The sequence below is a fragment of the Vibrio sp. Y2-5 genome, assembly GCF_014596725.1.
Classification (GTDB): Bacteria; Pseudomonadota; Gammaproteobacteria; order Enterobacterales; family Vibrionaceae; genus Vibrio.
The window spans coordinates 253,145-277,973 of record NZ_JACVEG010000001.1; the positions used below are offsets into that span (position 1 = coordinate 253,145).

The following is a 24,829-nucleotide window of genomic DNA, read 5'->3' on the forward strand; positions in this document are numbered from 1 at the left end:
TAATAGAAAAGGGAGGTTAAACCTCCCTTTTTTACGTTTTAACGATTTGTTTTATCGCTTCGTTTTTCTCTAAGCGACTTGTTCCAGTTTAGTTTTTGTCTTTTTTGCTGCAAGCTCAGACGGCGCAAAGTCATCGACATTAATGGTGTATAAGCGGTGGCTTTCAGCCTCAACTAAAAGCTCTGCTTCTTGTTCATTGATGATCTTGTTTGCTAATCCTTCTGCTGCAATTTTATCCAGTTGAGTGAATGGATAACGTTTATCAAGCGCTTTACATACCTTATTAAAAATAGGTTCAGCTTGAAGGACAACGCTCAGTGCCAGTTCTATTCGACCTGCTGGGTTATGCGCCGTAGGGGCTAAATACTGGTTACGGCCAAGGCGTGTACGCGTTGCACTTGGTGTTTGAAGTATTTGCGCCAGCTTGCTGTCCAGCTTGTCGTTTGGTCCTTTACGAACACGACCAAAAGGCAGAATTAAAACACGCAATACTTTTCCAATTACTGGATTAGGGAAGTTTGCAAGAAACTCATCTATCGCCACTTCTGTTTGTTTCAAGCTGTCTTGTAATCCCCAATGAACCAATGGCAAATCTTCAACCGGACGATCATCGTTCTCAAAACGTTTCAGTGTTGCTGAGCTCATGTATAGCTGGCTCAAGATATCACCCAGACGGGCTGATAAACGCTCTTTGCGTTTTAAAGAACCGCCCAAAACAGCCATTGAGATGTCAGCTAAAAGTGCTAAGTTCGCACTGTAACGGTTTAGCTGCTGGTAGTAGCGTTGTGTTGCATCTTTAGTTGGTGAGTAAGAGCCGATACCATCAGTTAGACCTAACCAGACACTGCGAATTAAGTTGCTGATGGTAAAACTTACGTGGCCAGCCAATGCGCTATCGAATTGTTCAACAGCATTTGAACTTTCAGAGTGTGCGGCTTCCATCTCTTTTAATACATATGGATGGCAGCGAATCGCGCCCTGACCAAAGATGATCATTGAACGAGTCAGTATGTTTGCGCCTTCTACAGTAATTGCAATCGGCGAACCCTGATAACCTCTCGCTAAGAAGTTTGAAGGACCTAAACAGATACCTTTACCGCCAACAATGTCCATTGCATCAATAATGGAACGTTGACCACGGTGGGTACAGTGGTATTTCACAATTGCAGAAATCACTGATGGTTTCTCACCAAGGTCGATACCAGCAACGGTCAAATTACTTGCCGCGTCCATCACATACGCGTTACCAGCCAAGCGTGCTAACGGCTCTTCAATACCTTCCATTTTACCGATAGGTTGTTTGAACTGACGACGAATACGAGCGTAAGCACCCGTTGCCAAAGCTGCGCTTTTTGTGCCACCCGTTGAGTTTGAAGGTAGAGTGATACCACGTCCAACCGATAGACACTCAACCAACATTCTCCATCCTTGGCCTGCCATATCTGGGCCACCGATGATGAAATCGAGTGGAACAAAAATATCGTTACCGCGAGTAGGACCATTTTGGAACGGGACATTGAGCGGGAAGTGGCGGTTACCAATTTCCACACCTTTTAAATTTGTTGGGATAAGTGCACAGGTAATGCCAATATCTTCCTTGTCACCAAGTAGGTGTTCTGGGTCTTGCAATTTGAATGCTAAACCCAAGACGGTAGCTACTGGTGCAAGGGTAATGTAACGCTTGTTCCAGGTTAGTCTCATACCAAGAACTTCTTTGCCTTCCCATTGGCCTTTACAGACAACGCCGAAATCTGGAATAGAGCCGGCATCTGAACCTGCTTCAGGACTGGTAAGAGCGAAACATGGGATCTCTTTGCCTTCTGCTAGTCGAGGTAGGTAGTGGTCTTGCTGTTCTTTAGTGCCATAGTGTTGCAGTAGTTCACCCGGGCCTAATGAGTTGGGTACGCCCACGGTTGATGAAAGTACACCAGATACCCCAGTCAGTTTTTGCAACACTAAAGACTGCGCATAAGCCGAAAACTCTAAGCCACCGTATTTTTTCTTGATGATCATGGCGAAGAATTTGTTGTCTTTCAGATATTGCCAAACCTCTGGAGGAAGATCGGCCAGCTCGTGGGTCACTTGGTAATCATTAACCATTGCACAGACTTTATTCACCGGACCTTCAAGGAAAGCGCGTTCTTCTTCACTTAATTCCGGTGCAGGAATGTCGTGCAATTGCTGCCAGTTCGGTTTGCCTTTGAACAGCTCTGCCTCCCACCATACTGTGCCTGCGTCTAACGCTTCTTTTTCTGTTTGCGACATAGCAGGAAGTACTTTTTTAAACACAGTTAAAGCTTTTCCGCTAATTGCTGCTTGGCGAATAGAAGGGACAGTAAAAAGCGCGATTGCTGCTAAATATAAACTCCAGCCGATTATACCTACAGGGCCGAATAGTGAGAGCACCAGCATAGTGATGGTGAGTGCAGCGAGTGATACAAACAATGAAGTTCTGTGATACAGGCAAGCGCTTAGTATTGCAAAGAACCCTAATGTTGAGAGCAAGATGTCCATGTTAATGTCCTTATAGTCATGCTGTTTATTTTTTCGAATTGTCAGCATTCATTTTTATGAGCTTTCTAAAGTTGTCATAGTGGTCTAACCAGTAAAGTGTAAATGAAATATTAATAAAATGTAAAACCATTAAATGTTCAAAAAGTGATCTAAGTAGAGTGAATATTCTAAAGTGTGCGCTCTGATTCGATTCTAGAGAGGTGAAAATTGTTCTCAACGTGGAATTATTGAGGCTTATCTATCGACAGAATCACAGGTTTGGGTAAACTCAATAATGTCCTAGCTCTCAGAGAAGAGAGTTCATCTGCAAGCAGATTTAAGAAGAGAATAACTATGTATCAGGATCTAATTAGAAGTGAACTAACAGAAGCCGCTGAAGTGTTGAACAAGTTTTTGAGTGACGATCACAACATCGCTCAAATTGAAGCAGCTGCTAAGCTTATTGCTGATTCATTCAAACAAGGTGGCAAAGTGTTGTCTTGTGGTAATGGTGGATCACACTGTGACTCAATGCATTTTGCTGAAGAGTTAACGGGTCGTTACCGTGAAAACCGCCCTGGTTACCCTGGTATTGCCATTTCTGATCCAAGCCACCTTTCTTGTGTGAGTAATGACTTCGGTTATGATTTTGTTTTCTCGCGTTATGTTGAAGCGGTTGGCTCTGCGGGTGATGTCCTGTTCGGTTTATCGACTTCTGGTAACTCAGGCAACATCTTAAAAGCAATCGAAGCTGCAAAAGCGAAAGGTATGAAGACTATCGCTCTTACTGGTAAAGATGGTGGCAAAATGGCTGGTATTGCAGATGTTGAAGTTCGCGTACCACATTTTGGCTACGCAGACCGTATCCAAGAAGTACACATCAAAATCATCCACATCATTATTCAGCTTATTGAAAAAGAAATGGAATAATTGATGTTTATCGAGCTGGTTTTTATATAACAAATTATATAGGCCAGCTCGAAACATGATCGCTAGTCAGGAGTTCAAGGGTAGTAGGAGAGAGAGTTAAGATGTGTGAATTGCTCGGAATGAGCGCCAATGTCCCGACTGATATTTGTTTTAGTTTTACTGGTTTGATTCAACGTGGTGGAAATACCGGACCGCACAGAGATGGTTGGGGAATCACGTTTTATGAAGGTAAAGGCTTTCGAACATTTAAAGATCCCAATCCTAGTTACCAATCGAAGATTGCACAGTTAGTCCAAGAATACCCAATCAAAAGCTGCGCGGTGATAAGCCACATTCGCCAAGCAAATAGAGGTGGTGTCAATTTAGAAAATACACACCCATTTACTCGTGAGTTATGGGGGCGCTATTGGACATTTGCTCACAATGGGCAACTAACTGACTATCAAGGTTTGCCAACAGGTCGTCATCGTCCTGTCGGAGAAACAGACAGTGAAGCGGCATTTTGCTGGTTACTCGATAAGTTAGAGAACCGTTACCCTGAACCACCGAAGGATATGCATGCGGTTTTTCGCTATATCTCTTCGTGCTGTGATGAACTGCGCGAGAAAGGTGTGTTCAATATGTTGCTGTCTGATGGTGAATACCTGATGACATACTGCACGAATCATCTTTACTGGATCACTCGCCGAGCGCCATTTGGACGAGCCGCTTTGCTCGATGAAGATATTGAAATCAACTTTCAAGAAGAAACAACACCGAATGATGTGGTTTCAGTGATTGCGACTCAGCCTTTAACCGGAAATGAGCAGTGGCAAAGAATGAAGCCGGGTGAATTCAATATTTTTCACTATGGTGAACTGTTCGAAAGTAATAGCGCAGATTTAGCCGATGTGGCATTTGCTGCGCCTAAGCCAGGAAACCAAGCGCCCACAGAGCCGATTTAGTGAACAGCTATAAGAAACGAATATGAAAAAGGGTTGATGCAGTATCAACCCTTTTTGCTAACTCTAAGCTTTAACTAGCGTTATTCGCTAGCATAACCGTGCATGCCTAAAGGCTCGCCGTCTAAGAATGCTTTGCCTTCAATCATCTCAAGTCTGCCTTCAACGAACCACTGAGTCACTAACGGATAGATGCGATACTCTTGATTTTGAACGCGTTCTGTCAGTGTCTCTACAGTATCTTCATCAAAAATAGGCACTCTTGCCTGAAGAATCACGGGACCACCATCAAGTTGTTCAGTTACAAAGTGAACACTGGTGCCATGCTCTTCGTCACCTGCGTGGATAGCACGCTGGTAAGTATTCAGTCCTGGGTACTTAGGTAACAGTGAAGGGTGAATGTTGATCATACGTCCTAAGTAGTGACGTACAAATTCACTGCTTAGGATTCGCATATAGCCCGCTAAAATTATAAGGTCAGGCTTATATTCATCAATTTGCTCCATCAGGGCATGGTCGTAAGCATCACGAGTCTCATACTCTTTTGGATCGACAAATACCGCCGCAGCACCTGCTTTTTTAGCTCGCTCTAAGCCATAAGCAGTTGCTTTATTCGAAAAAACAGCCGTTACTCTGCCTTCACTAATGCTTGACTCACAAGCATCGATGATCGCTTGTAAATTGGTGCCATTTCCTGAAATTAAAACAACAATACTCTTCATGGATTAATTGATCTCTACTTGCTCTTCACCAGCTTGAGCTGCTGCAATTTCACCGATAACCCATGCGTTTTCGCCTTCTGCTTTTAGAAGGTTAACAGCGGCTTCTGCTTGGTCTTGTGGAAGGGCAATGATTAGACCAACACCACAGTTAAACGTACGGTACATTTCGTGTGTATCTACGTTGCCTTTCTCTTGTAGCCATTTGAAGATTGCAGGCCATTCCCAGCTCTTACCATCAATAACCGCTTTGGTACCTTCAGGAAGTACGCGAGGGATGTTTTCCCAGAAACCGCCGCCAGTGATGTGGGAGATGGCGTGAATGTTGTGTTCTGCTATCACTTTGAGACCTGACTTGATGTAAATCTTAGTAGGCTCAAGAAGGTGTTCACCAATCGTTTTACCTTCAAGAAGTTCATTTTTGTCAGCAGCAGAAACTTCTAGAATTTTACGAACTAGAGAGTAACCGTTTGAGTGTGGGCCACTAGAACCTACAGCAATTAATGCATTACCCGCAGCTACTTTAGTACCGTCGATGATGTCTTCTTTTTCTACGACACCAACACAGAAACCAGCTACGTCGTAATCTTCGCCTTCATACATTCCCGGCATTTCAGCTGTTTCACCACCAATTAGGGCACAGCCTGCTTGAATACAGCCTTCTGCAATACCAGAAACAACGTCAGCTGCAGTATCTACATCCAGCTTACCTGTTGCGTAGTAATCAAGGAAAAATAGTGGTTCAGCACCTTGTACAATCAGGTCATTTACACACATAGCCACTAAGTCAATACCAATGGTGTCGTGCTTTTTCATATCCAAAGCAAGACGAAGTTTGGTACCAACACCATCTGTACCAGAAACCAGTACAGGTTGCTTGTATTTGGTTGGAAGCTCGCACAATGCACCAAAGCCACCAATGCCACCCATTACCTCTGGGCGACGAGTACGCTTTACAGCACCTTTAATTCGTTCAACAAGTGCATTGCCAGCATCGATATCTACGCCAGCATCTTTGTAGCTAAGTGAAGTCTTGTTACCGCTCACGGGGAAGTTCCTCGGTCTAGTTGGATATGAAAACGGCGCTATTCTACAGGGCTTAAAACAAAAAGGAAAACGTTTGCGTCAGTTTTTTATCGGTATTTTTGGTCGGTAAAGTTGAAAAAATAGGTGTATAATCCCGAGGTTTATTTAAATTGTGCCGGAGATGGAAATGAAAGTTGTTGAAGTTAAACACCCTCTTGTTAAACATAAAATTGGCTTGATGAGAGAAGGTGACATCAGTACTAAGCGCTTTCGTGAGTTAGCAACAGAAGTAGGTAGCCTACTGACTTATGAAGCAACTGCAGACTTTGAAACTGAGAAAGTAACCATTAATGGATGGAATGGTCCTGTTGAAGTTGACCAAATTAAAGGTAAGAAAGTAACTGTAGTTCCAATCCTACGTGCTGGCTTAGGCATGATGGATGGTGTACTAGAGCATATTCCTAGTGCACGTATCAGTGTTGTCGGAATTTACCGTGATGAAGAAACGCTAGAACCTGTACCGTATTTCAACAAACTGGCTTCAAACATTGAAGAGCGTATTGCGCTTGTTGTTGACCCAATGTTGGCTACTGGTGGTTCTATGATCGCGACCATCGATCTTCTAAAAGAGAAAGGTTGTAACCAAATCAAAGTATTGGTTCTTGTGTCTGCGCCAGAAGGTATTGAAGCGTTAGAAAAAGCTCACCCAGATGTGGAACTTTACACTGCGGCTATTGATGAGAAATTGAATGACAAAGGTTACATCGTTCCGGGTCTTGGCGATGCTGGCGATAAGATCTTTGGTACTAAGTAATTTAGTTTACTTGTAAAAAAGGGAGCTTCGGCTCCCTTTTCTGTTTTTTCTGCTTCTGACGAGCTATTTACTTCTTCAGCCCTAGGGTTCCACCGACTCTAGGTGTATTTGACGGCTTATTATTGCCTCTCGCACTTTGTTGATTCGGTTTGCTATGTTGAGGTTTACCTTGCTGAGCTCTGCCTTGGTTGTCACTTCTTGCTTTGCCTTTCTTTGAGTTTGGCGCATGGCGGAAGGTATCAGCGTTGTGACCTTGATAAGTTTTGTCTTTGAAAGAGCTCGATTTCTGGTTTCTGCGAGCTTTTGATTCGCGGTTTTCTTCTCGGCTATCGAACAATTTCGCATCTGTCGCTTTGCGAATATTGTGGCCTTTAGCGTCAACTTTTGATGCTTCTTCAGTACCAGTAGAATCTTCACACATCGTCAGAATCTCTGCCACTTCAGCGTCAGTCAGATAGCGCCATTTCCCGTTTGGAATGCCATCTAAAGAAATATTCATAATACGCACACGGCGCAGTTTAAATACTTCATACCCTAAAGCTTCACACATACGACGAATTTGACGGTTGAGACCTTGAGTCAGAATGATACGAAAGGAAAACTTGGTCTCCATTTCTACTTTACATGGCAAGGTCACTGTATCGAGAATTCTCACGCCAGAAGACATCTGCTTAATAAAATCAGGAGTGATTGGTTTATCGACACGAACTACGTACTCTTTCTCGTGGTTGTTGCCAGCGCGCAGGATCTTGTTGACGATGTCACCATCATTAGTCAGGAAAATCAAACCATCTGAAGGTTTATCTAAGCGTCCGATAGGGAAAATACGGCTCTTATGGCCGATAAAATCGACAATATTCCCCGGAACATCTCGTTCAGTAGTACAAGTGATGCCAGTAGGTTTGTTGAGCGCGATATAGATAGATTTTTCTTTGCTGCGAAGTGACTTACCGTCAATCAGTACTTCATCTTCATCGGTGACTTTGGTACCCATTTCTGGGACTTTGCCATTGATGGTGACTCGACCTTGGTCAATTAACTTGTCGGCTTCACGACGAGAGCAGTAACCTGTTTCGCTGATGTATTTGTTTAGGCGTTTGCCTTCAGATTGTGACATGTTGTCTCCTGTAACGTTTCACAACGGCTTTTTTTGAAAACGATGATAAGCATTGTTTTCAAAATAAATAATGCTTTCGAAATAAATAATGTGTTCAAAATTTGGCGAGGGCGCATTCTAACAGGTATCTATACTTAGCCAAGGCGTTTCTGATGGCGCTCTCTGTTTTCGTTTTTCTTCTCAACACTTTTCTTAAACAATACGTAAAGAGCCCCCGTGCCGCCGTGGAAGCGTTGTGCGCTGTGAATGCATTGCACTTCTTTCATCTGGGTTAACCAGTGTGCGACAAAACTTTTCATCAATGCCGGAGGATTAGAACGTTCGCCTTTACCATGCACGATAATCACGGTTCTGATATCCATTCGCATGCATTGATTCACGAAGGCTACCACTTCGTCACGTGCTTGTTTGAGCGTCTTCCTGTGTAAATCGAGACGAGCCTGAATAGGGTATTTCCCCAAGCGCATTTTTTTGTAGACCCCATCCTGAACACCATCACGCTTAAATTCAACGTGATCATCTGGTTTGAGCATCGGAGCATGGTCTATAGAAAGATAATCGGGGTCATTCTCTGAATGGGTAATGGCAGCTTCTCGTTTAGCGAGTTGCGCCTCGGTAACCTGATGAGACTTACTAAGCTCTGCGGTATCTTGTTTGATCGGTCTTACATCACCCATCATTTGATGAAATAGTTCGAAATCATCTTGAGACTCAAAGTCATCGTTAGACATAGTGCTATCTCGAATTAATCACGGAATGTCGGAAGTATAACAATCGAGATTACTCAAGCAACCTGTTCTGTTTGTTGTAGCCAAAGAGTGTTTGTGATTAACGGTAGGGGAAAAGGTTAGGAAAAGCCTAGCAACCAATCAGTAACGTCGAAAGGGGCAAGATAACGGGCAATAAAAAACCGGAGTGGACAAGTAATCAACTCCGGTGCAAAGCGTGATTCTATTTAAAAATAGATGCTAAGCGATCTAGTGAGGAGATTTGTCGTTAAGCACTTTGTAGATGAAATAGCTGCCATAAAATAGCATCAGCCCTATAGCGCCGAATATAACCAGCATTGAAGATAACCCAACTGCATTACCGAACAGGAGATCTAGCCATAAGTCCATAGTATTTCCTCCAGAAGTGCTTGAGACACTGCATAAGTTAAATTCTGGATAAAAAACCGACACTGATCTGGATCAATTGTGATTGATAGGTTGTGTGATTGTTTCTTTTGGTGTGTATTCGGTCACATTTTATTGCTGATTGATTGGTTTTTGAGCGAACGAACGGAAATTAAGAAAAAGTTAATTAAATGACTTGCGTAACAAAATAGAATCCGTAATATACGCATCCGTTCCCATTGAACGGAACAATCTCGGTGAATAGCGCAGCTTGGTAGCGCATCTGGTTTGGGACCAGAGGGTCGGGGGTTCGAATCCCTCTTCACCGACCATATTTAGAAAAAGGCTCTAGTCGAAAGACTGGAGCCTTTTTCGTTTCAGCGTATTTTAAGGATTCGAACAGAGTGGGGTTCGCCTGAAGTTTAGGATCTGGCTCTTCACTGACCGTATTTAGAAAAAGGTTCTAGTCGAAATACTGGGGCCTTTTTCGTTTTAGAGAATTTCAAGGATTCGGACAGAGTGGGGTTCGCCTGAAGTTTAGGAACTTGCTCTTCACTGACCGTATTTAGAAAAAGGTTCTAGTCGAAATACTGGGGCCTTTTTCGTTTTAGAGAATTTCAAGGATTCGGACAGAGTGGGGTTCGCCTGAAGTTTAGGAACTTGCTCTTCACTGACCGTATTTAGAAAAAGGTTCTAGTCGAAATACTGGGGCCTTTTTCGTTTTAGAGAATTTCAAGGATTCGGACAGAGTGGGGTTCGCCTGAAGTTTAGGAACTTGCTCTTCACTGACCGTATTTAGAAAAAGGTTCTAGTCGAAATACTGGGGCCTTTTTCGTTTTAGAGAATTTCAAGGATTCGGACAGAGTGGGGTTCGCCTGAAGTTTAGGAACTTGCTCTTCACTGACCGTATTTAGAAAAAGGTTCTAGTCGAAATACTGGGGCCTTTTTCGTTTTAGAGAATTTCAAGGATTCGAACAGAGTGAGGTTCGTCTGAAGTTCTGGATCTGGCTCTTCTTCGACCGTATTTAGGTAAAGGCTCTAGTCGAAAGACTGGAGCCGTTTTCGTTTGAGTAAATCTTAAGAGGTCGAACAGGGCGGGGTTAAAAGAACTCGCAGTTTGCTTTTTGGCTTCGGTTTCGCTGTGTGATTTTGAAACCTTTCTTTTCTAGTAGCTCAATAAAACTCTGTTGGCCTATTAAGTGGAGAGCACCAACGATCATGACATATTTACCTTTTGGATTAGGTAAAAACTTGCCTGAGCTTATCTTATTGGCCCAATCTTGGTTACGATTAATAACAAAGGCTTGCTCCATTTCTGGCGACATCTCAGTCAGGTGCATCATTTTTTCAAGGTTCAGTCTATCGCCCGCTTTCCAGCTCTCTATCATGCAGTGAGTCATAGTTTCATTACTTTCCCACTCATCGATAATACTAACTAACAGCTCTTTACCATCTTCTGGCTGTCGGGTTAACAGATCAATTTGAAATTGCATCGTTTCTAAAGGTACCAGTGGAACCTTAGTTTCTATTGCTTTCTGCATCAGATGAAGGTCGACACCATCTTTTGTTTCGTAGCCGAGTTTTTGCAATTGTAAGAACTGAAGTGATAAAGCGGCACTCCAGGGTGGAAGTGTATGGAGTTGCTGAACATTCAGTCCAAACTCAGAAGCGATTTGGTCAAGATTAAACAATTGCTCTTGGGAAAGTACTTGCTCTGCCTGTTTGGAGGCGGGGGGATAGACAATTTGCTGTTGCTGGGTTGTATCTGACTCAACAATTAGCCCGTCACTGTTATTGAGTGCTTGGTAGATATCATCAGGTAGGGGGAACATGGATGGTTCCCCTACGTGTACAGAGCCGATAATGGTGAGGCTGACTTTGCCGTTTGTTGCGTTCCAGAACAAAGGTTCTGCTTGAGCAGAAAAGACAAATAAAGGTAGCAACCAACGAAGCGTTTGAGTAATGCCAGACATGCTGTTCCTTATACCAATTCTAAAACTAGGATAAAAACCTTACTTTAGAAGAGATTAGCTTAGTTGTACTCAGAACGCTTTATTTAATCGTTGATGACTACCTTCGCTCTCCCTTGGATATGTTTAATATCATTCGACTAGTGAAAGCGTGTTTTGACGAGTCGTAGTCGGTTGGCATTACTTACAACGGTAATGGAAGACAACGCCATAGCTGCCCCAGCGACAACTGGGCTCAATAAAAATCCAAATGCTGGATAGAGCACTCCCGCCGCAATAGGGATACCAAAGGTGTTATAAACAAACGCACCGAACAGGTTCTGCTTCATGTTTTTGATGGTGGCTTGTGATAGCTCGATGGCGCTGACTACCGATAACGGTGATGAGTTTAGTAGGGTCATTTGCGCGCTTTCTATCGCCACATCACTTCCGCTGCCCATTGCGATACCAATATCAGCTTGAGCGAGGGCTGGTGCGTCATTAATACCATCTCCCACCATAGCTACAATGCGGTTTTGTTGTTGTAGCGATTCAATATGCTGAGCTTTCTGGTCAGGCAAAACCTGCGCAATGACCTGGTCAATGCCCAGTTTGCTGGCAATGGAATTCGCAACGCTTTGGTTATCACCTGTCAGCATTACGGTATGAATCCCCATCTCGTTAAGCGCCTGAATTGCTTGAGATGCACTTTCTTTTATAGGATCGGCTATTGCAAACAGACCAATCAGTTGTTTGTCGAGAGCTATGGCAACTGGTGTCCAAGCATTTGAAGAGAACTCATCAAGCGTTTGCTGTGCTTCTGTTAGGTCGATGGCTAAAGACTGGAAGTAACCGACAGAACCAATATGTACTATTCGGCCTTGATATTCTGCTTGGATGCCTTGCCCGCGAGAGTTAACGAAGTTGTTAATCGTTGCTGCTGTGATTTCATTCTCTTTGGCATACAGACACACCGCTTTAGCTAAAGGGTGTTCTGATTGTAATTCCAAGGCATAAGCGAGACTTAACACTTGTTGTTGGTCTGCATTAAAAGCCACAAGCTGTTGGACGCTCGGTTTGCCTTGAGTAAGAGTGCCGGTTTTATCAAACACAACCGTATTGATTTTGCTGGCAGATTGCAGAACGTTGGCGTCTCGAATCAAGATTCCCATTTCAGCCGCTTTACCCACACCAACAGTGACCGACAATGGTGTTGCCAAACCAAGCGCACAAGGACAGGCAATAATCAGTACAGTGGTTGCAATGACCAACATGTAGCTGGCTTTTGGATCTGGACCAAACCTGTACCAAATTAGCGCAGAAAAAATAGCGATTAACACCACAGTCGGAACAAATACCGCCGAAATTTGGTCAGCCATTTTTGCGATGGCAGGTTTACTACTTTGAGCCTGACGAACCATCTTGATGATGCGCGAGAGCATGGTTTGCGACCCAATACCTGTGGCTTCAATTAATAAGCTACCATCCTGATTGATGGTTCCGGCGGAGACATGACTTGAAGCCGTTTTATGTACTGGAATCGGTTCGCCGGTCAGCATGGATTCATCAACATAAGAGCTGCCTTCTAATACCACACCATCTACCGGAGATTGTTCCCCCGGTTTTACACGCAAAGTCATCCCTTGTTTGATATCAGCGATAGCAATAGTTTGCTCTGTTGTCTCACCGTTATTGGTTACAACCAGAGTGGCTTGTTGTGGTTGCAAATTGATTAGAGCTTGCAGTGATTGCGTAGTCTTAGCTTTAGCTTTGGCTTCGATGTAATGACCGAGAGAAATCAAACCGATGATCATTGCTGTCGCTTCAAAATAAACGTGACGAGCATTATCTGGGAACCAGCTTGGCGCAATGACGACCAGTGTTGAATAGAACCAAGCCGCACCTGTGCCCAAAGCAACGAGTGTATCCATAGTGGCACGGCGGTGAGTGAATGCTTGCCATGCGCTGGTGAAAAAGCCTTTCCCTGCGGTAGACAAAAGTGCAAGACAGAGTAATCCCACCATACCCCAAGCCATTTGGTCGCTGGTGGTCTGGATCATCATGTTGCCACCGAATACACCCCAGGCCATTAAAGGCACACCCATAACTAAACCAAGAAACGCATTACGTTTATGTTCTTTTTGGATATTTTCTAAATGGAGTTGCTGTTTCTTTTGTTGCTCGGCAGGATCATCAACCCATTCAGCCTGATATCCTGCTTGGCTAACAGCTTCAACCAATGCCGATGTGACATCTTGATTTGAAATGACCAAAGCACTTTGTTCAGCCAGATTGACCTGCGCTTTTTCCACTCCTGAAACGGAGAGTAGGGATCTCTCTACGGATGAAACACAGCTTGCGCACGTCATACCTTTAATCAGTAAGTGAGTATTTACTAAATCGTCAGTGTGAGTTGGCATTAGCTCCGAAGGTTCGGGGTCAACTGATGGTGTCGCCGCAGTTACGGGGCTAGGTTCAGCAACTTTCTCTTGCTGAGAAACTTCACCAGTGGTTACTTCTTCGCTCTTTCCTTCTTCATCAACTTGAGGAGCGCTGGTGAGAGTTGCTTTGTAACCAACTTCTGCCACTCGGTTAATAATTTCTTCGTGTGAGCTTGAAGTAATTAGTGACAACGATTCTTTAGAAACATTCAGACGAGCAATATCGTCAAAGGTCTGCAAATGCTGAGTGAGCTTATTTACACAATTGCCACAGTTTAGCCCTTGCAGGCTAAATAGCAGGGTGTTGCCTGCGTGATAGCCCAGCGATTCAATACTGTCGATGACCTTTTCGAGCGGAGAGTTGACATCTAACTCGATAAAAGTGGGTGATAGGGTTTGAATTTCAACCGTAAAATCAGTGTTGAGTTGACGTTCAACTTTTCGTGTGCAGCCCATACAATTCAAGCCCGATAAAGGTAATGCGTAATGGCCCATTTTCTTTTCCTCCAATCGACAGTAAGAAAAGCATAAACCTTGACCTAAAGGTAAGGTCAAGCGGTATGGCGAAATAATAAACGTCGTTTGTTACTTGTCTTTCTCAAAGGAGATTGAATATGAATTAATCTTCCATTGTGGATTTAGTCATCAATGGTAAAATGGCGCCAAATTTTATCCTTTCAGTCGCAGTGGCTTAATGTGCCACTGTTGTTTTTATATCTAAGGAAGTCAAATGACGGTTAAAACTCGTTTTGCCCCAAGTCCTACGGGCTATCTTCACGTTGGTGGTGCACGTACAGCACTTTACTCTTGGTTATACGCAAAAAGCCAAGGCGGTGAATTTGTTTTACGTATTGAAGACACTGACCTTGAACGTTCTACTCAAGCTGCAGTAGACGCGATTCTTGAAGGTATGAGTTGGTTAGGTTTGGAATGGGATGAAGGTCCTTACTACCAAACAAAACGTTTTGATCGTTATAACGAAGTGGTCGATCAACTTCTAGCTCAAGACAAAGCTTACAAATGTTATGCGCCTAAAGAGCTTCTCGACGAGATCCGTGCTGAACAAGAAGCTAATAAAGAGATGGCTCGTTATGATGCGAACCACCCAAAAATCAAAGCGGTAAATGAAGCGGCGAAAGAGGGTGATCCTTGCGTTATTCGTTTCCGTAACCCGAAAGAAGGCAGCGTAGTATTTGATGACCAGATCCGTGGCCGTATCGAAATTCGTAATGACCAACTTGATGATCTGATTATCCGTCGTACTGATGGTTCTCCAACTTACAACTTCTGTGTTGTGGTTGATGATATCGACATGGGTATTACTCACGTTATTCGTGGTGAAGACCATATTAACAACACGCCTCGTCAAATTAACATTTACGAAGCGATTGGCGCGACAGTACCTACTTTTGCTCACTGTGCAATGATCCTCGGCGACGACGGAGCTAAGCTGTCTAAACGTCATGGTGCGGTATCGGTAATGCAGTACCGTGATGAAGGTTACTTGCCTGAAGCGTTGATCAACTACCTCGTACGTCTTGGTTGGGGCCATGGCGACCAAGAAATCTTCACTCAAGAAGAGATGATTAACTTGTTTAGTCTGAATGCGATTTCTAAATCTGCATCAGCGTTTAATACTGATAAGCTACTTTGGTTGAACAACCACTACATCAAGTCTTCAGATCCTGAGTATGTGGCGAAGCACCTTGAATGGCACTTCGACAACCAAGGTATCAACAAAGACAATGGTCCTGCATTAGCAGAGATCGTGACTCTTGTCGGCGAGCGTTGTCATACACTTGTTGAGCTTGCTCAACAAGCTCGTTACTTCTACGAAGATTTCTCTGAGTTTGAAGCAGGTGCAGCTAAGAAGCATCTACGCGGTGTAGCAAAAGAACCTCTTGCTCTTGCACTAAGCAAACTTGAAGCTTTGACTGAGTGGACAACTGAAGCACTACACCAAGTGATTGAACAAGTATGTGCAGAACTTGAAATCGGTATGGGCAAAATTGGTATGCCTCTACGTGTAGCAGTCACTGGCGGCGGTCAATCTCCTTCTGTAGATGCAGTGATGCAGCTTATTGGTCAGGAGCGTGTAATTGCACGTATCAAGATGGCTCTAGCATTTATCGAAGAGCGTGAAGCGAACGCTCAGTAGTAACGGTTCATCCACAAAACCACAGCATTATCGCTGTGGTTTTTTTATGTCTGAAAAGTAGGGTTATTCATTATATTTCATGTTGTTATGCCCGTATTCTAAAGGGTTTATTTCGGTTAACAAAAATAATAAACTTGATCAATGTCACAGAGTGTTCCATTAATTATAGTGATATAGAATAGTGTTTCTTTAATTGAGAGAGTCGCATTCTGTGTACGAAAGAGTTTCATCAAGAAATTCAGAGATAAAAAACGGTAACGTGTAGAAGGAAATAACTTGAAAAAATTAGCCGTATTAATTTCAATGTCATTGGCAGTAGGTTCAACTGCAGCGTTAGCAGAGGTATACGTCGGCGGTAAAATCGGAACGTCTTGGTTGGATGATGCCTGTTTAGCGGGCGATGTGTGTGATGATGATGGAGGCGTCACTTTAGGTGGTTATTTAGGTTACCAAGCTTACGATTGGCTGTCGTTTGAACTGGGATATGATTACCTAGGTAAATTTTCGGGTACGGGATTAGATGATGACTCCGTGACTGCAATTACTCTGGCACCACGGTTTAGCTTGCCACTCAATGATGATGTCGCTTTGTATTTGAAAGCTGGTGGCGCTTATGCTGAATATGGTTCAAAAGACGATTTTTCTTACTTGGGCGCCGCGGGTGTTGAGTTGAAGCCTCTGGATCAAGTTTCCATTCGTTTGGAATATCAGGCGATCACTGATATCAATAATGACTATATTCGAGCACAAGCGAACACTATTACACTAGGTTTTACTTATAAGTTTGGTCATAGTAAAACGACCGAAGCAGCCCCTGTCGCGGTCGTTGAAGAACCGATGGTTGAAGAAGTTGTAGAGCAACCTGCAGAGCCAAAAGTGGTTAAAAAGTCTTTTACTGCTAAAAGCTTAGATGGGCATAGTTTTGCTCATGATAGTAGTGAATTAACGGAAGAGGCGAATAACCAATTAGATAATCTAATTGAATTTATGAAAGAATATCCTGAATCAAACGTTGAAATTTCAGGATATACGGACTCTTCAGGCAGCGCTGCTTACAACCAGACGCTTTCAGAAAAACGCGCTCAAGCCGCTGCTGATGCGATTATTGCGAAGGGCATCGATGAGTCGAGGATCACGGTAAAAGGTGAAGGCGAAGAAAACCCTATTGCTTCTAATCAAACGCCAGAAGGACGTGAAAAAAACCGCAGAGTTGAGTTTTATATCCCCGAGTTTGAACATCAAGTCTCAGAGTAATCTTTGAATTAACGACTAGAGATGAATCGGAAATCATTCGTGATTTCCGATTATTTTGCTGCCATGAAAGAGTTCAAGGCAGCTACTTTAAGTCGATGCTGCTTAAGCGCCCCATATAAATAAGAATATCTAAACAGTCTTTATGAGCTTCTAGCAGTGCCTTTTTTGTTTTGGTATACGCGGCGAGTTTACCGTGTTTATTGATAGAGCAAACGACGCTCTTAAAGGTACATTTGCCTTTATTGTCGTAATCACGCCAAGCAGCAATATAACAAGCATCTCGGCTATCGGGGTTATCGCTTGTTGGGCGAGGTTTGTAGATAATTTTAGGCTCTAAGCTATGAGGTAAACGCGTCATCAGGTACGGGTCTTTTAATATACGTCGCCAGTGCTTGCCCCACATTTCTCTGCCTAATTCGTTTCTCAGCTTAATCGCTTTTTTCAGCCCTTTTGTTTCTCCTAGGCGTATGTAACCGACCGATCTGTGAAGAACACTATCATCGGGGGTATGAATATGAATCTTGTAAGCCGTTTTAGCTTTAGAGATAAATCGGTGGCCAGTATTGGTTTCTAGGTTACTTTTCTTCATAGGCTAGGGGTTTCCCTTACAGCTTGATGGGTTCTAGATGGCGATTCTTGTCCCAAATTCAGCACTTAGACGTGCCGAAAGTAAGAAGAGTTTAGCGATCACCTAGAAGCAGCAAGAGTCTTAGGGTTATCAATATTTTTATTAATAGTAATTTTAGATGAAATCCCGAATAACGAGAATAAACAGTCTAGTTGAATGTTAATTTTTTATATCAAAATTGAGTAAAGATTCTGCGAGATAAACATTTACACGTTTATCTCGAAAGAGTTTTCATAGATGCCTAATTAACCATGTTGTTCAATATGCGATCTGATGGAATGTAGATAATGTAACAGCTATGCACCGAGGTGAATGTTTGTCACATTTTGCCATATTTGCCATACCGAATACCTTCTCGTAACTATATTGTTAATATTGTGTATCTTGTCATTAACCTTTGTTTGTTGGGCTTTAGAGCAAGAGATATACAACTCTATATATCTATTTTAATAATAAAAATGAGCAAGTAAGGACGCAATTGGCTATGTCTACTCATAAAGGAAAAGAAGTGACCTTCTCCCAATCGGAGTTTTTGGTCTCAACAACGGATACAAACAGTATCATCACTTATGCTAATGATGAGTTCTGCCGTGTGGCGGGTTTTACCGCTCAAGAACTGATTGGCAAACCTCACAACATTGTTCGACATCCTGACATGCCTAAAGCGGCTTTTGCAGATATGTGGGGGCAGCTAAAAAAAGGTAACAGTTGGCGAGGGATGGTCAAAAACCGTTGTAAGAATGGAGACTACTACTGGGTTGATGCATTCGTAACACCCATCTACGACAAAGACAAAATCATTGGCTACCAGTCTGTCAGACATTGTCCGTCACGCAAAGATATTGCCTCTGCGGAGCAGTTATATAAGCGTATTAATAATGGAAAGAAACCCTTCCCAGTCACAGAACATATTTTATTTCAGAGAATCGCCGCTGCGATAGTCGCAATAGCTTTGTTGGGCAGCGCTTATTGGATAGCAGGATTGACGATGTTTGCATTAATTTTGGCATCACTCGTTATTTTCAGTGGTTTGTTTTTTGACGAAATTTTCAAATTGCCTGCTTTGATGCAAAAACAATCTGATACGGTAAACAGCCCTTCCAGAGTCGTTTTTTGCGGTACAGGATTAAGTGGCAAAGTGGCCTATAACGTCGATATTCAATTAGCCAAAATTAGAACAATCTTGGGAAGAAGCTCGGATTCAGGTAAGGCATTAGTGGGCATTTCTGAGCAGTTAAAATCTACCAGCGAATCGTCCTTAGAAAGCTTGAAAGCGGAGAGTGAACTTTTGGAGCAGCTTTCAACAGCGGCTACCCAAATGAATGCATCAATACAAGAGGTAAATAACGCCACTTTAGATACTCGAGAATTCGTCAGAGAAGTGAAATCTAAGTGCAGTAACGCCGCTGAAACACTCTCTAGAAATGGAAAAAACCTAAACGAGTTGTCCGACGATATTGGAGCTGCCGCTCAAAGTTTGCTTCAGTTAGTAGAAGATACCAACAAAATTTCAGGTGTGATGGCAGAAATTCAGGGTATTGCTGATCAAACTAACTTGTTGGCATTAAACGCGGCAATTGAGGCGGCAAGGGCTGGCGAACAAGGTCGAGGCTTTGCTGTTGTTGCTGATGAAGTTCGCACACTCGCGGGCAGAACGCAGATTGCGACACAGAATATTCAGAGTTCAGTAACCAATCTTCAAAGCTCAATGCAGACGTGGCAAAAGTCGATGATGACTAATCAAGATAAGTCACAAAGTTGTAATAGTGAGGCTCATACTGTTGAGGATATCATGTCCAGTGTCATTGATATGATGTCGTTACTTGAGGATAAATCTATTCAGATTGCTACTGCGATGGAAGAACAAAGTGCGGTGACTTCTGAGATAAGTCAAAACGTTCATCATATTCAAGCTGTATCTAACAAGAACGTATCTCTGGTTGGTCAAGCGAGTGAGAATGCTTGTGAAGCACATTTAAGCGCTAACAATATTAATGCGTTAAGTTGTAACTTCCGATAGTTATAACCCTTGTCAATCTCTTACATACAAAAGACTAACGGCGCTAGGTTAGTCTTTTGTATCTCTAAACAAAGAGTTGTGAAAAGTTAAAGTGTTTTAAGCATGCAGATTTCGCAACTGCCATGTCCGGTGTTACCGATACTTCCCTCTATATGTTCAAAACCCATTTGTTCATATAAAGAAACCGCGGAGCTCAATTCTTCGAGGGTTTCTAAATAGCAGTACTTGTACCCGAATTCTCTTGCCTTTTTAATCGATAAATCAATTAAACATCTTCCGAGACCAATACCGAGCACGGATTTATCCAAATACAGTTTTTGCATTTCGCCATACTCTTCACTCGCTCCTAATAGCTGAGCGATACCTACACCGCCGACTACGTGATCATTAAGTGTTGCTACCCAGTAACCGGATTTTTCTGAGGTATAGGCGTTACTCAGACTGGCTAAAGCTGGATCGTGTAAGCTTACGCCTTCTAGATGGTCAATTTTATTGTCTATGAAACTATTACGAATGACCTCAGCAATGGCGTTATTGTCTTCAGGCGTGATAGGCCTTATTGTGATGTCTAGACCACGAAGTGAAATGCGAAGATGTTCTGCCTCTTGCTCATTCATTTTTATAATTCCTTTGATGTTTCTGGTATCCCATCATCATATAAACAAAGAAATTTTAAGCAATCACTTCTGAACTCAAATCATTGACATGAACTGAATCTATTTATGAGTATCGTTTGGTGATTATTTCACTTACTTCATGTTTTTATCAAAAATGAGAATTATTTCTTGCATTAATGCGGTGTATTCGTTACTTGTCACATTGTGTAAGCCATTGTTACACTTACAATACGTAATCTTAATTAGTTTTAGCTAATTTATTAAGTTCTAATTAAGTGAGTGAGATCATATTTATGGACAAATTGACCTTAGTTAGCAGAATTGATTTTTGCTTTTTTAAGGAAAGCAGAGAGCTAAAATGAACCCTGAAAAAACAATAAAACATTATATTTATGTTTTTGGTTTAATAATAATTTTGCTATTTCTACTTGCTAAGTATTACCGAGACTCAATTGGTGTTGTTGACCGAGTTTCTGCTGGAATAAGCGAAATCGTTCTAGAAAACATAAAGTATTATGAAGATGAAATTAGTAGAACACTGCCAATTGACAATTGCTCGGATTTTCTAAATAAACATGCAAAACTTCTATTACTTGATCGAAATGTGAGAAGCTTAAATATAACTGACCATAGTCGGATTGTTTGTTCATCTATTGCTATGTTAAACGGTGTTAACACAAAAATTAGAGAGGAAAAATCTGGGAATGTGAGATTGTTTTATGTTCCTAAAACACCTTACAGTGAGTCTTTGGAGAAAAAAAGTGTAGGGGCTTTTTTACTTAAAATATCTTACAGCCCTACGTACAGTACAATGATTGCTTTATATCCTGAATCACTAACCGAAATAATAGATGATTACGATGAATATGATGTATATGTCAGTTTTGAAAATGCTGCTATATATAAAAATAAATTAGTTGAAGAAAAAAATAGGCTGATTGGTAGTCTTTATAAAGTTGATTTCAATATAATGCTATCCTCGTTTTTTAAATATGTAATGATGCACCACAGTTTTAGTATCATATTTTGGACGGTTTTTTATTTTTTGTTGTTAAATATAAAAGTTCCATTTTTTGAGAAGTTTACAATTAGATATTGGAATATTAATAAAGCTATTAAACGATCCGAATTTCATCCTTACCTTCAGCCTATATTAGACATCAATGGAACGTTAACTGGCGCAGAGGTACTTGCTCGTTGGGTTCACCCCAAAAAAGGTGTCATTTCACCTGTTTGTTTTATTGATGAAGTAGAAGCAAACGGAAAAATAACAGAGATAACTAGAATATTAATGAAAAAATGCTCTACCCATTTGCACGATGTAGAGTTCATGAGAAAGGGCGATTTTTATTTAGGGTTTAATGTGTGTGCAATTCAATTTGACTCTAAAAATTTGTATGAAGATGTCGTCCGGTTACAAAATGAGTTATCTTCAAAACCTATAAAGATAGTGTTGGAAATCACTGAAAGAAAAGAATTTGAGAACGAAGTTTTCATCTCTTATATAAACAGGTTGAAAGATAGAGATATTAAAATTGCTCTTGATGACTTTGGCACAGGTCATTGTTCTATGAAATATTTGATTAATTCAAATGTTGATATTATTAAGATTGACCGAACGTTTGTGAATACTATTTCAGAAGGGCCAAACACTCATGTGTTAGATGCAATTATTAACTTAGCTAAAACTACAGAAATAGGTATTTTAGCTGAAGGTATTGAAAACCAAGAACAATTTGACTATTTATATTCCAAGAATGTAACTCGTTATCAAGGTTTCTATTTCGACAAACCAATGCCCATTGAAGAGTTTGTTAAAAAATATTTTTCATAACATCATCTAATCAGTTGTTTGAGATAACGATTACAGACTCAATGCAGACGTGATTGAAAATTAATTGGAAATAGATGCGCTCTATATGTGGACATAAACAAAAACGCCTTAGCTTGAATGTTAGCTAAGGCGTTGTTTTATTTGGCGCTCCCGACAGGATTCGAACCTGAGACCTGCCCCTTAGGAGGGGGCCGCGCTATCCAGCTGTGCCACGGGAGCAGGGCTCCTATATTACTCAATTATTTGAATAAGTTAACCACTGATAAACACTTTTAGTACTGTTTGTGCATAACGTCGCCAATTTGCACGCTCGATAGCAGCTCTGGCTGATCAATCATCAGCTCAGCGTCGTTTTCATAAACACGTGATACCGTCAAAGTGATATCACTTTGGGTAACTTTATTACGTGGCAAACCTTTTTGATCAATGAATGCGCCTGTGTGCCATAGTTGTAGTTTATCGCCTTCTTGAACGCCGTGAATTCTGCCTAAATCCATGGTTATTGTGTTGCCAAATTTAGCGACCACTTCTGGTAGAGTAATTTTGCACGAAATTTCAGACTCTAAGTCCAACATTATGTTTCGGCTTACTCTAAGTAGCATATCGCCATAAGTAGAAGCCCAGAAGCGTGCGCTTCGTGTATCGATTTGGCTGGTTTTGGCAAAAGGCCAACGGGCGACTTCACGGTAGTTATGTTTAAATACTTCACTGCCTGTTTTGCCATCGAATACTTTCATTTCTAAGGCAAACTGACGGTTAATGACATCGTCCTGTAGGAGTTTCTGCTCGATGGTTGCAGTAAGGTCCGTAATTACGCCGCCAATGATGTACTGTGCACCAGTATCTTGGGCAATCATTTTGATGCGCTCAGGATTACGTGCGTTGATGTCATAATTAGTGGTTCCTACAGAGACAAAACTTCCTGACTCCTGACCGATTTGTCGGTTTACCACTTCGGCAAAATCATCCCCCAAACTATAAATTTGTCCCATTACCGCTTGTTGAGGTGATGCTAAATCAATATTGCCGACTAAGAAGGTCTTTTTATATTGGTTCTGCTGGCAACCTGCTGCCGATGGGTAGATGTCAATGCGTGCGCGGACACTCATTACATCGTTTCGAGAACTTGTCTGCTCAATCAGAATGTACCTTACTTCGTGGTTTGAAAACTGGTATTCGGTGCGTTCTGATTGTAATAGCGGCATTAAGTTGCTGATACTGCCAATATCTGCCCCGGCAAATTTTACCGCCTTATAAATGGCGTTTTCTAATGCGTGGAGCCGAGCGGCACTTTCTGTCGAAACAACAGCGGCAGTACCTGTCACTTCATACCATTCAGCGTAAGCTTTGGGTACGCTGAGTGTCGCTGAAAGTATTGAAATTAAACAATAAATAATTTTTTTCATTATGAGTTACCAGTTAGGTATAAATTTTGCTTCTTAATTCGTAGCTGATGTAGGTATCGCGTTTCTGAATAGTAGACGAATTTAGAAAAGCAAAGAGTGTTCCAGTTTCATCAGTGAGAGTGAAATGGAACCGATGCCTTAGTATATCTGGAGATGAAGAGAATGAAAAAATGGCTTCCTTTAGTGCCAGCAGTTTTTTTGACTGCATGCGCCTATGCCCCGATTTATAACGGAAAAGAGCCGTACTCTGGTTCACAATTTATGTTGATGGAGAGCCCAAGACATACTTTGGATTTCTTCGTAGAGAGTATGACTGAAGATTTAATGATATCGAATACGAGTATTACTGCACGTAATGCTATTGCTGTGACCTCATTTGTTGATCTACAAAATATGGATACAACAAACTGGTTGGGAAATTCGGTATCTGAAGGGTTTATTTACCAGTTCCAACGCCGTGGTTTCAAGGTTGTTGACTACAAAACTACTGGTACGATTCAAGTCACGCAGCAAGGCGATTTTGCTTTTAGCCGTGACTGGAAAGACTTAGCTCAAGAGCAAGAAATCCAATATGTGTTAACTGGCACTATGCTTCGTCAAGATGGTGGCGTTCTTGTAAATGCTCGTGTTGTTGGTTTGCAATCTCGTATTGTGGTGGCGACTGCGCAAGGCTTCCTACCTGCTGATCGTATTGGTAGAGATTTAGATACCCTGAACAGTATGCGTACTCAAGATGGTGTTCTCATTCGTTCTGATCCAACGATGAAGCAACCTTATACAGTCATTCTGCGTCCATAGGAGTTTATGATGAAACAATGGTTATTCGTCCTAGTGACAGCATTTGTAATGATGGGGTGTCAGCCTCTTCAAACAACAAGATCCGATGATTGGTTAACGGCTGTGGGTTACGCGAGTATCAGTGAACAGAAGGGCCGCGATGTTGAAGAAAAGAGCGTACGAGCGATGCGAGCTTCAAAAATTGATGCTTATCGAGAGTTAGCTGAACAAGTGTACGGAATGCGTGTCAGTGGCCGTGCCGAGCTAAGCGATCAACGTCTTGGTACAGAACGTACCAGCGGTGAAGTTGACGGGGTCATTCGTGGGGCAGAAGTGGTTCGTAGTTATAAAGTTGGTGACAGCTATGTAACGGAATTACGCCTAGACATCAATAAAATGAACATGCTGCGTGATTACGGTGAAGTTCAGCAGGTGCCTGAAAAACGTCAGCAAACCTTGTTCTAACAGTCTGTGTTCTTAATCTTTTCGTTTTAATTATAACTCTCCAGATACTTAAATTCGACATACGAAAAAGCGGCAAATATTGCCGCTTTTCTATTTTGTGCTTTTATTGCCGTCGCTTGTCATCA

20 protein-coding genes and 2 tRNA genes are annotated in these 24,829 nt (G+C 42.0%); 10 read left to right on the forward strand and 12 right to left on the reverse strand.

Annotated features, from left to right (window positions below; all coding sequences use genetic code 11):
- Positions 1-69: 69 nt before the first annotated feature.
- Positions 70-2,514 carry an acyl-CoA dehydrogenase FadE gene (fadE, locus tag HUO09_RS01080; RefSeq protein ID WP_188232750.1) on the reverse strand — a complete coding sequence of 815 codons (2,445 nt, stop codon included), beginning with the start codon at positions 2,512-2,514 and terminating at the stop codon, positions 70-72.
- A 333-nt stretch (positions 2,515-2,847) separates the two neighbouring features.
- Between fadE and lpcA the strand changes: the two genes are divergently transcribed.
- Positions 2,848-3,423, forward strand: a complete 576-nt coding sequence (gene lpcA / locus HUO09_RS01085) for a D-sedoheptulose 7-phosphate isomerase (protein WP_167411531.1) — start codon at positions 2,848-2,850, stop codon at positions 3,421-3,423.
- A 101-nt stretch (positions 3,424-3,524) separates the two neighbouring features.
- Positions 3,525-4,367: a class II glutamine amidotransferase gene (locus HUO09_RS01090; protein WP_188232751.1), complete on the forward strand. Its 843-nt coding sequence runs from the start codon at positions 3,525-3,527 to the stop codon at positions 4,365-4,367.
- Positions 4,368-4,447: 80 nt separating this feature from the next.
- Here the strand turns inward: HUO09_RS01090 and purN are convergent, their stop codons facing one another.
- Both purN and purM read right to left on the reverse strand, forming a co-directional pair.
- Positions 4,448-5,086: a phosphoribosylglycinamide formyltransferase gene (gene purN / locus HUO09_RS01095; RefSeq protein ID WP_188232752.1), complete on the reverse strand. Its 639-nt coding sequence runs from the start codon at positions 5,084-5,086 to the stop codon at positions 4,448-4,450.
- 3 nt (positions 5,087-5,089) lie between these two features.
- A complete protein-coding gene (gene purM, locus HUO09_RS01100; protein WP_188232753.1) occupies positions 5,090-6,130 on the reverse strand; it encodes a phosphoribosylformylglycinamidine cyclo-ligase in 1,041 nt (346 codons plus the stop codon).
- Between the two features lie 166 nt (positions 6,131-6,296).
- Here purM and upp point away from each other — a divergent pair, with 166 nt between their 5' ends.
- Positions 6,297-6,923 carry a uracil phosphoribosyltransferase gene (gene upp / locus HUO09_RS01105; protein ID WP_167411527.1) on the forward strand — a complete coding sequence of 209 codons (627 nt, stop codon included), beginning with the start codon at positions 6,297-6,299 and terminating at the stop codon, positions 6,921-6,923.
- A 67-nt stretch (positions 6,924-6,990) separates the two neighbouring features.
- Here the strand turns inward: upp and rluF are convergent, their stop codons facing one another.
- The 3 genes from rluF to HUO09_RS01120 all read right to left on the reverse strand — a co-directional run bounded on the left by rluF (position 6,991) and on the right by HUO09_RS01120 (position 9,158).
- The gene (gene rluF, locus HUO09_RS01110) at positions 6,991-8,040 is read right to left on the reverse strand and encodes a 23S rRNA pseudouridine(2604) synthase RluF (RefSeq protein ID WP_188232754.1); all 1,050 of its coding nucleotides are present in this window, start codon (positions 8,038-8,040) and stop codon (positions 6,991-6,993) included.
- 134 nt (positions 8,041-8,174) lie between these two features.
- On the reverse strand, positions 8,175-8,771 hold the full coding sequence (gene smrA / locus HUO09_RS01115; RefSeq protein ID WP_167411525.1) for a DNA endonuclease SmrA: 597 nt from the start codon (positions 8,769-8,771) through the stop codon (positions 8,175-8,177).
- A 246-nt stretch (positions 8,772-9,017) separates the two neighbouring features.
- Complete coding sequence (locus HUO09_RS01120) at positions 9,018-9,158, reverse strand: DUF3149 domain-containing protein (RefSeq protein ID WP_042480052.1); 141 nt, start codon at positions 9,156-9,158, stop codon at positions 9,018-9,020.
- Positions 9,159-9,410: 252 nt separating this feature from the next.
- On the opposite strand from HUO09_RS01120, the gene HUO09_RS01125 reads away from it, so the two are divergent.
- Positions 9,411-9,487, forward strand: a tRNA-Pro gene (locus HUO09_RS01125).
- 768 nt (positions 9,488-10,255) lie between these two features.
- Here HUO09_RS01125 and HUO09_RS01130 read toward each other — a convergent pair.
- Positions 10,256-11,128 carry a TraB/GumN family protein gene (locus tag HUO09_RS01130; protein ID WP_188232755.1) on the reverse strand — a complete coding sequence of 291 codons (873 nt, stop codon included), beginning with the start codon at positions 11,126-11,128 and terminating at the stop codon, positions 10,256-10,258.
- A gap of 137 nt (positions 11,129-11,265) precedes the next feature.
- Positions 11,266-14,040 (reverse strand): heavy metal translocating P-type ATPase, encoded by a 2,775-nt coding sequence (locus tag HUO09_RS01135; protein WP_188232756.1) that lies wholly within the window; start codon positions 14,038-14,040, stop codon positions 11,266-11,268.
- Positions 14,041-14,275: 235 nt separating this feature from the next.
- Between HUO09_RS01135 and gltX the strand changes: the two genes are divergently transcribed.
- Entirely contained in the window at positions 14,276-15,703 is a 1,428-nt protein-coding gene (gltX, locus tag HUO09_RS01140) for a glutamate--tRNA ligase (protein ID WP_167411522.1), read from the forward strand.
- Between the two features lie 276 nt (positions 15,704-15,979).
- Complete coding sequence (locus HUO09_RS01145) at positions 15,980-16,957, forward strand: OmpA family protein (protein ID WP_167411521.1); 978 nt, start codon at positions 15,980-15,982, stop codon at positions 16,955-16,957.
- Positions 16,958-17,039: 82 nt separating this feature from the next.
- Here HUO09_RS01145 and HUO09_RS01150 read toward each other — a convergent pair whose 3' ends face one another.
- A complete protein-coding gene (locus HUO09_RS01150; protein ID WP_042480042.1) occupies positions 17,040-17,546 on the reverse strand; it encodes a Fe3+-citrate ABC transporter substrate-binding protein in 507 nt (168 codons plus the stop codon).
- Between the two features lie 523 nt (positions 17,547-18,069).
- On the opposite strand from HUO09_RS01150, the gene HUO09_RS01155 reads away from it, so the two are divergent.
- Positions 18,070-19,605, forward strand: coding sequence for a PAS domain-containing methyl-accepting chemotaxis protein (locus HUO09_RS01155; RefSeq protein WP_167411520.1), 1,536 nt, complete (start codon positions 18,070-18,072; stop codon positions 19,603-19,605).
- Between the two features lie 86 nt (positions 19,606-19,691).
- Here the strand turns inward: HUO09_RS01155 and HUO09_RS01160 are convergent, their stop codons facing one another.
- Positions 19,692-20,222, reverse strand: coding sequence for a GNAT family N-acetyltransferase (locus HUO09_RS01160; protein ID WP_167411519.1), 531 nt, complete (start codon positions 20,220-20,222; stop codon positions 19,692-19,694).
- A gap of 358 nt (positions 20,223-20,580) precedes the next feature.
- On the opposite strand from HUO09_RS01160, the gene HUO09_RS01165 reads away from it, so the two are divergent.
- Positions 20,581-22,056, forward strand: coding sequence for an EAL domain-containing protein (locus HUO09_RS01165; RefSeq protein WP_188232757.1), 1,476 nt, complete (start codon positions 20,581-20,583; stop codon positions 22,054-22,056).
- A 142-nt stretch (positions 22,057-22,198) separates the two neighbouring features.
- Here HUO09_RS01165 and HUO09_RS01170 read toward each other — a convergent pair.
- Together HUO09_RS01170 and HUO09_RS01175 are read right to left on the reverse strand one after the other, a co-directional pair.
- Positions 22,199-22,275: transfer RNA gene (locus HUO09_RS01170), tRNA-Arg, on the reverse strand.
- Between the two features lie 53 nt (positions 22,276-22,328).
- Positions 22,329-23,462 (reverse strand): flagellar assembly protein FlgT, encoded by a 1,134-nt coding sequence (locus tag HUO09_RS01175; protein ID WP_188232758.1) that lies wholly within the window; start codon positions 23,460-23,462, stop codon positions 22,329-22,331.
- 162 nt (positions 23,463-23,624) lie between these two features.
- Here HUO09_RS01175 and HUO09_RS01180 point away from each other — a divergent pair, with 162 nt between their 5' ends.
- Together HUO09_RS01180 and flgP are read left to right on the forward strand one after the other, a co-directional pair.
- Entirely contained in the window at positions 23,625-24,260 is a 636-nt protein-coding gene (locus tag HUO09_RS01180; RefSeq protein ID WP_042480013.1) for a FlgO family outer membrane protein, read from the forward strand.
- Positions 24,261-24,269: 9 nt separating this feature from the next.
- Positions 24,270-24,704 (forward strand): flagellar assembly lipoprotein FlgP, encoded by a 435-nt coding sequence (gene flgP / locus HUO09_RS01185; protein WP_167411514.1) that lies wholly within the window; start codon positions 24,270-24,272, stop codon positions 24,702-24,704.
- Positions 24,705-24,829: the final 125 nt, after the last annotated feature.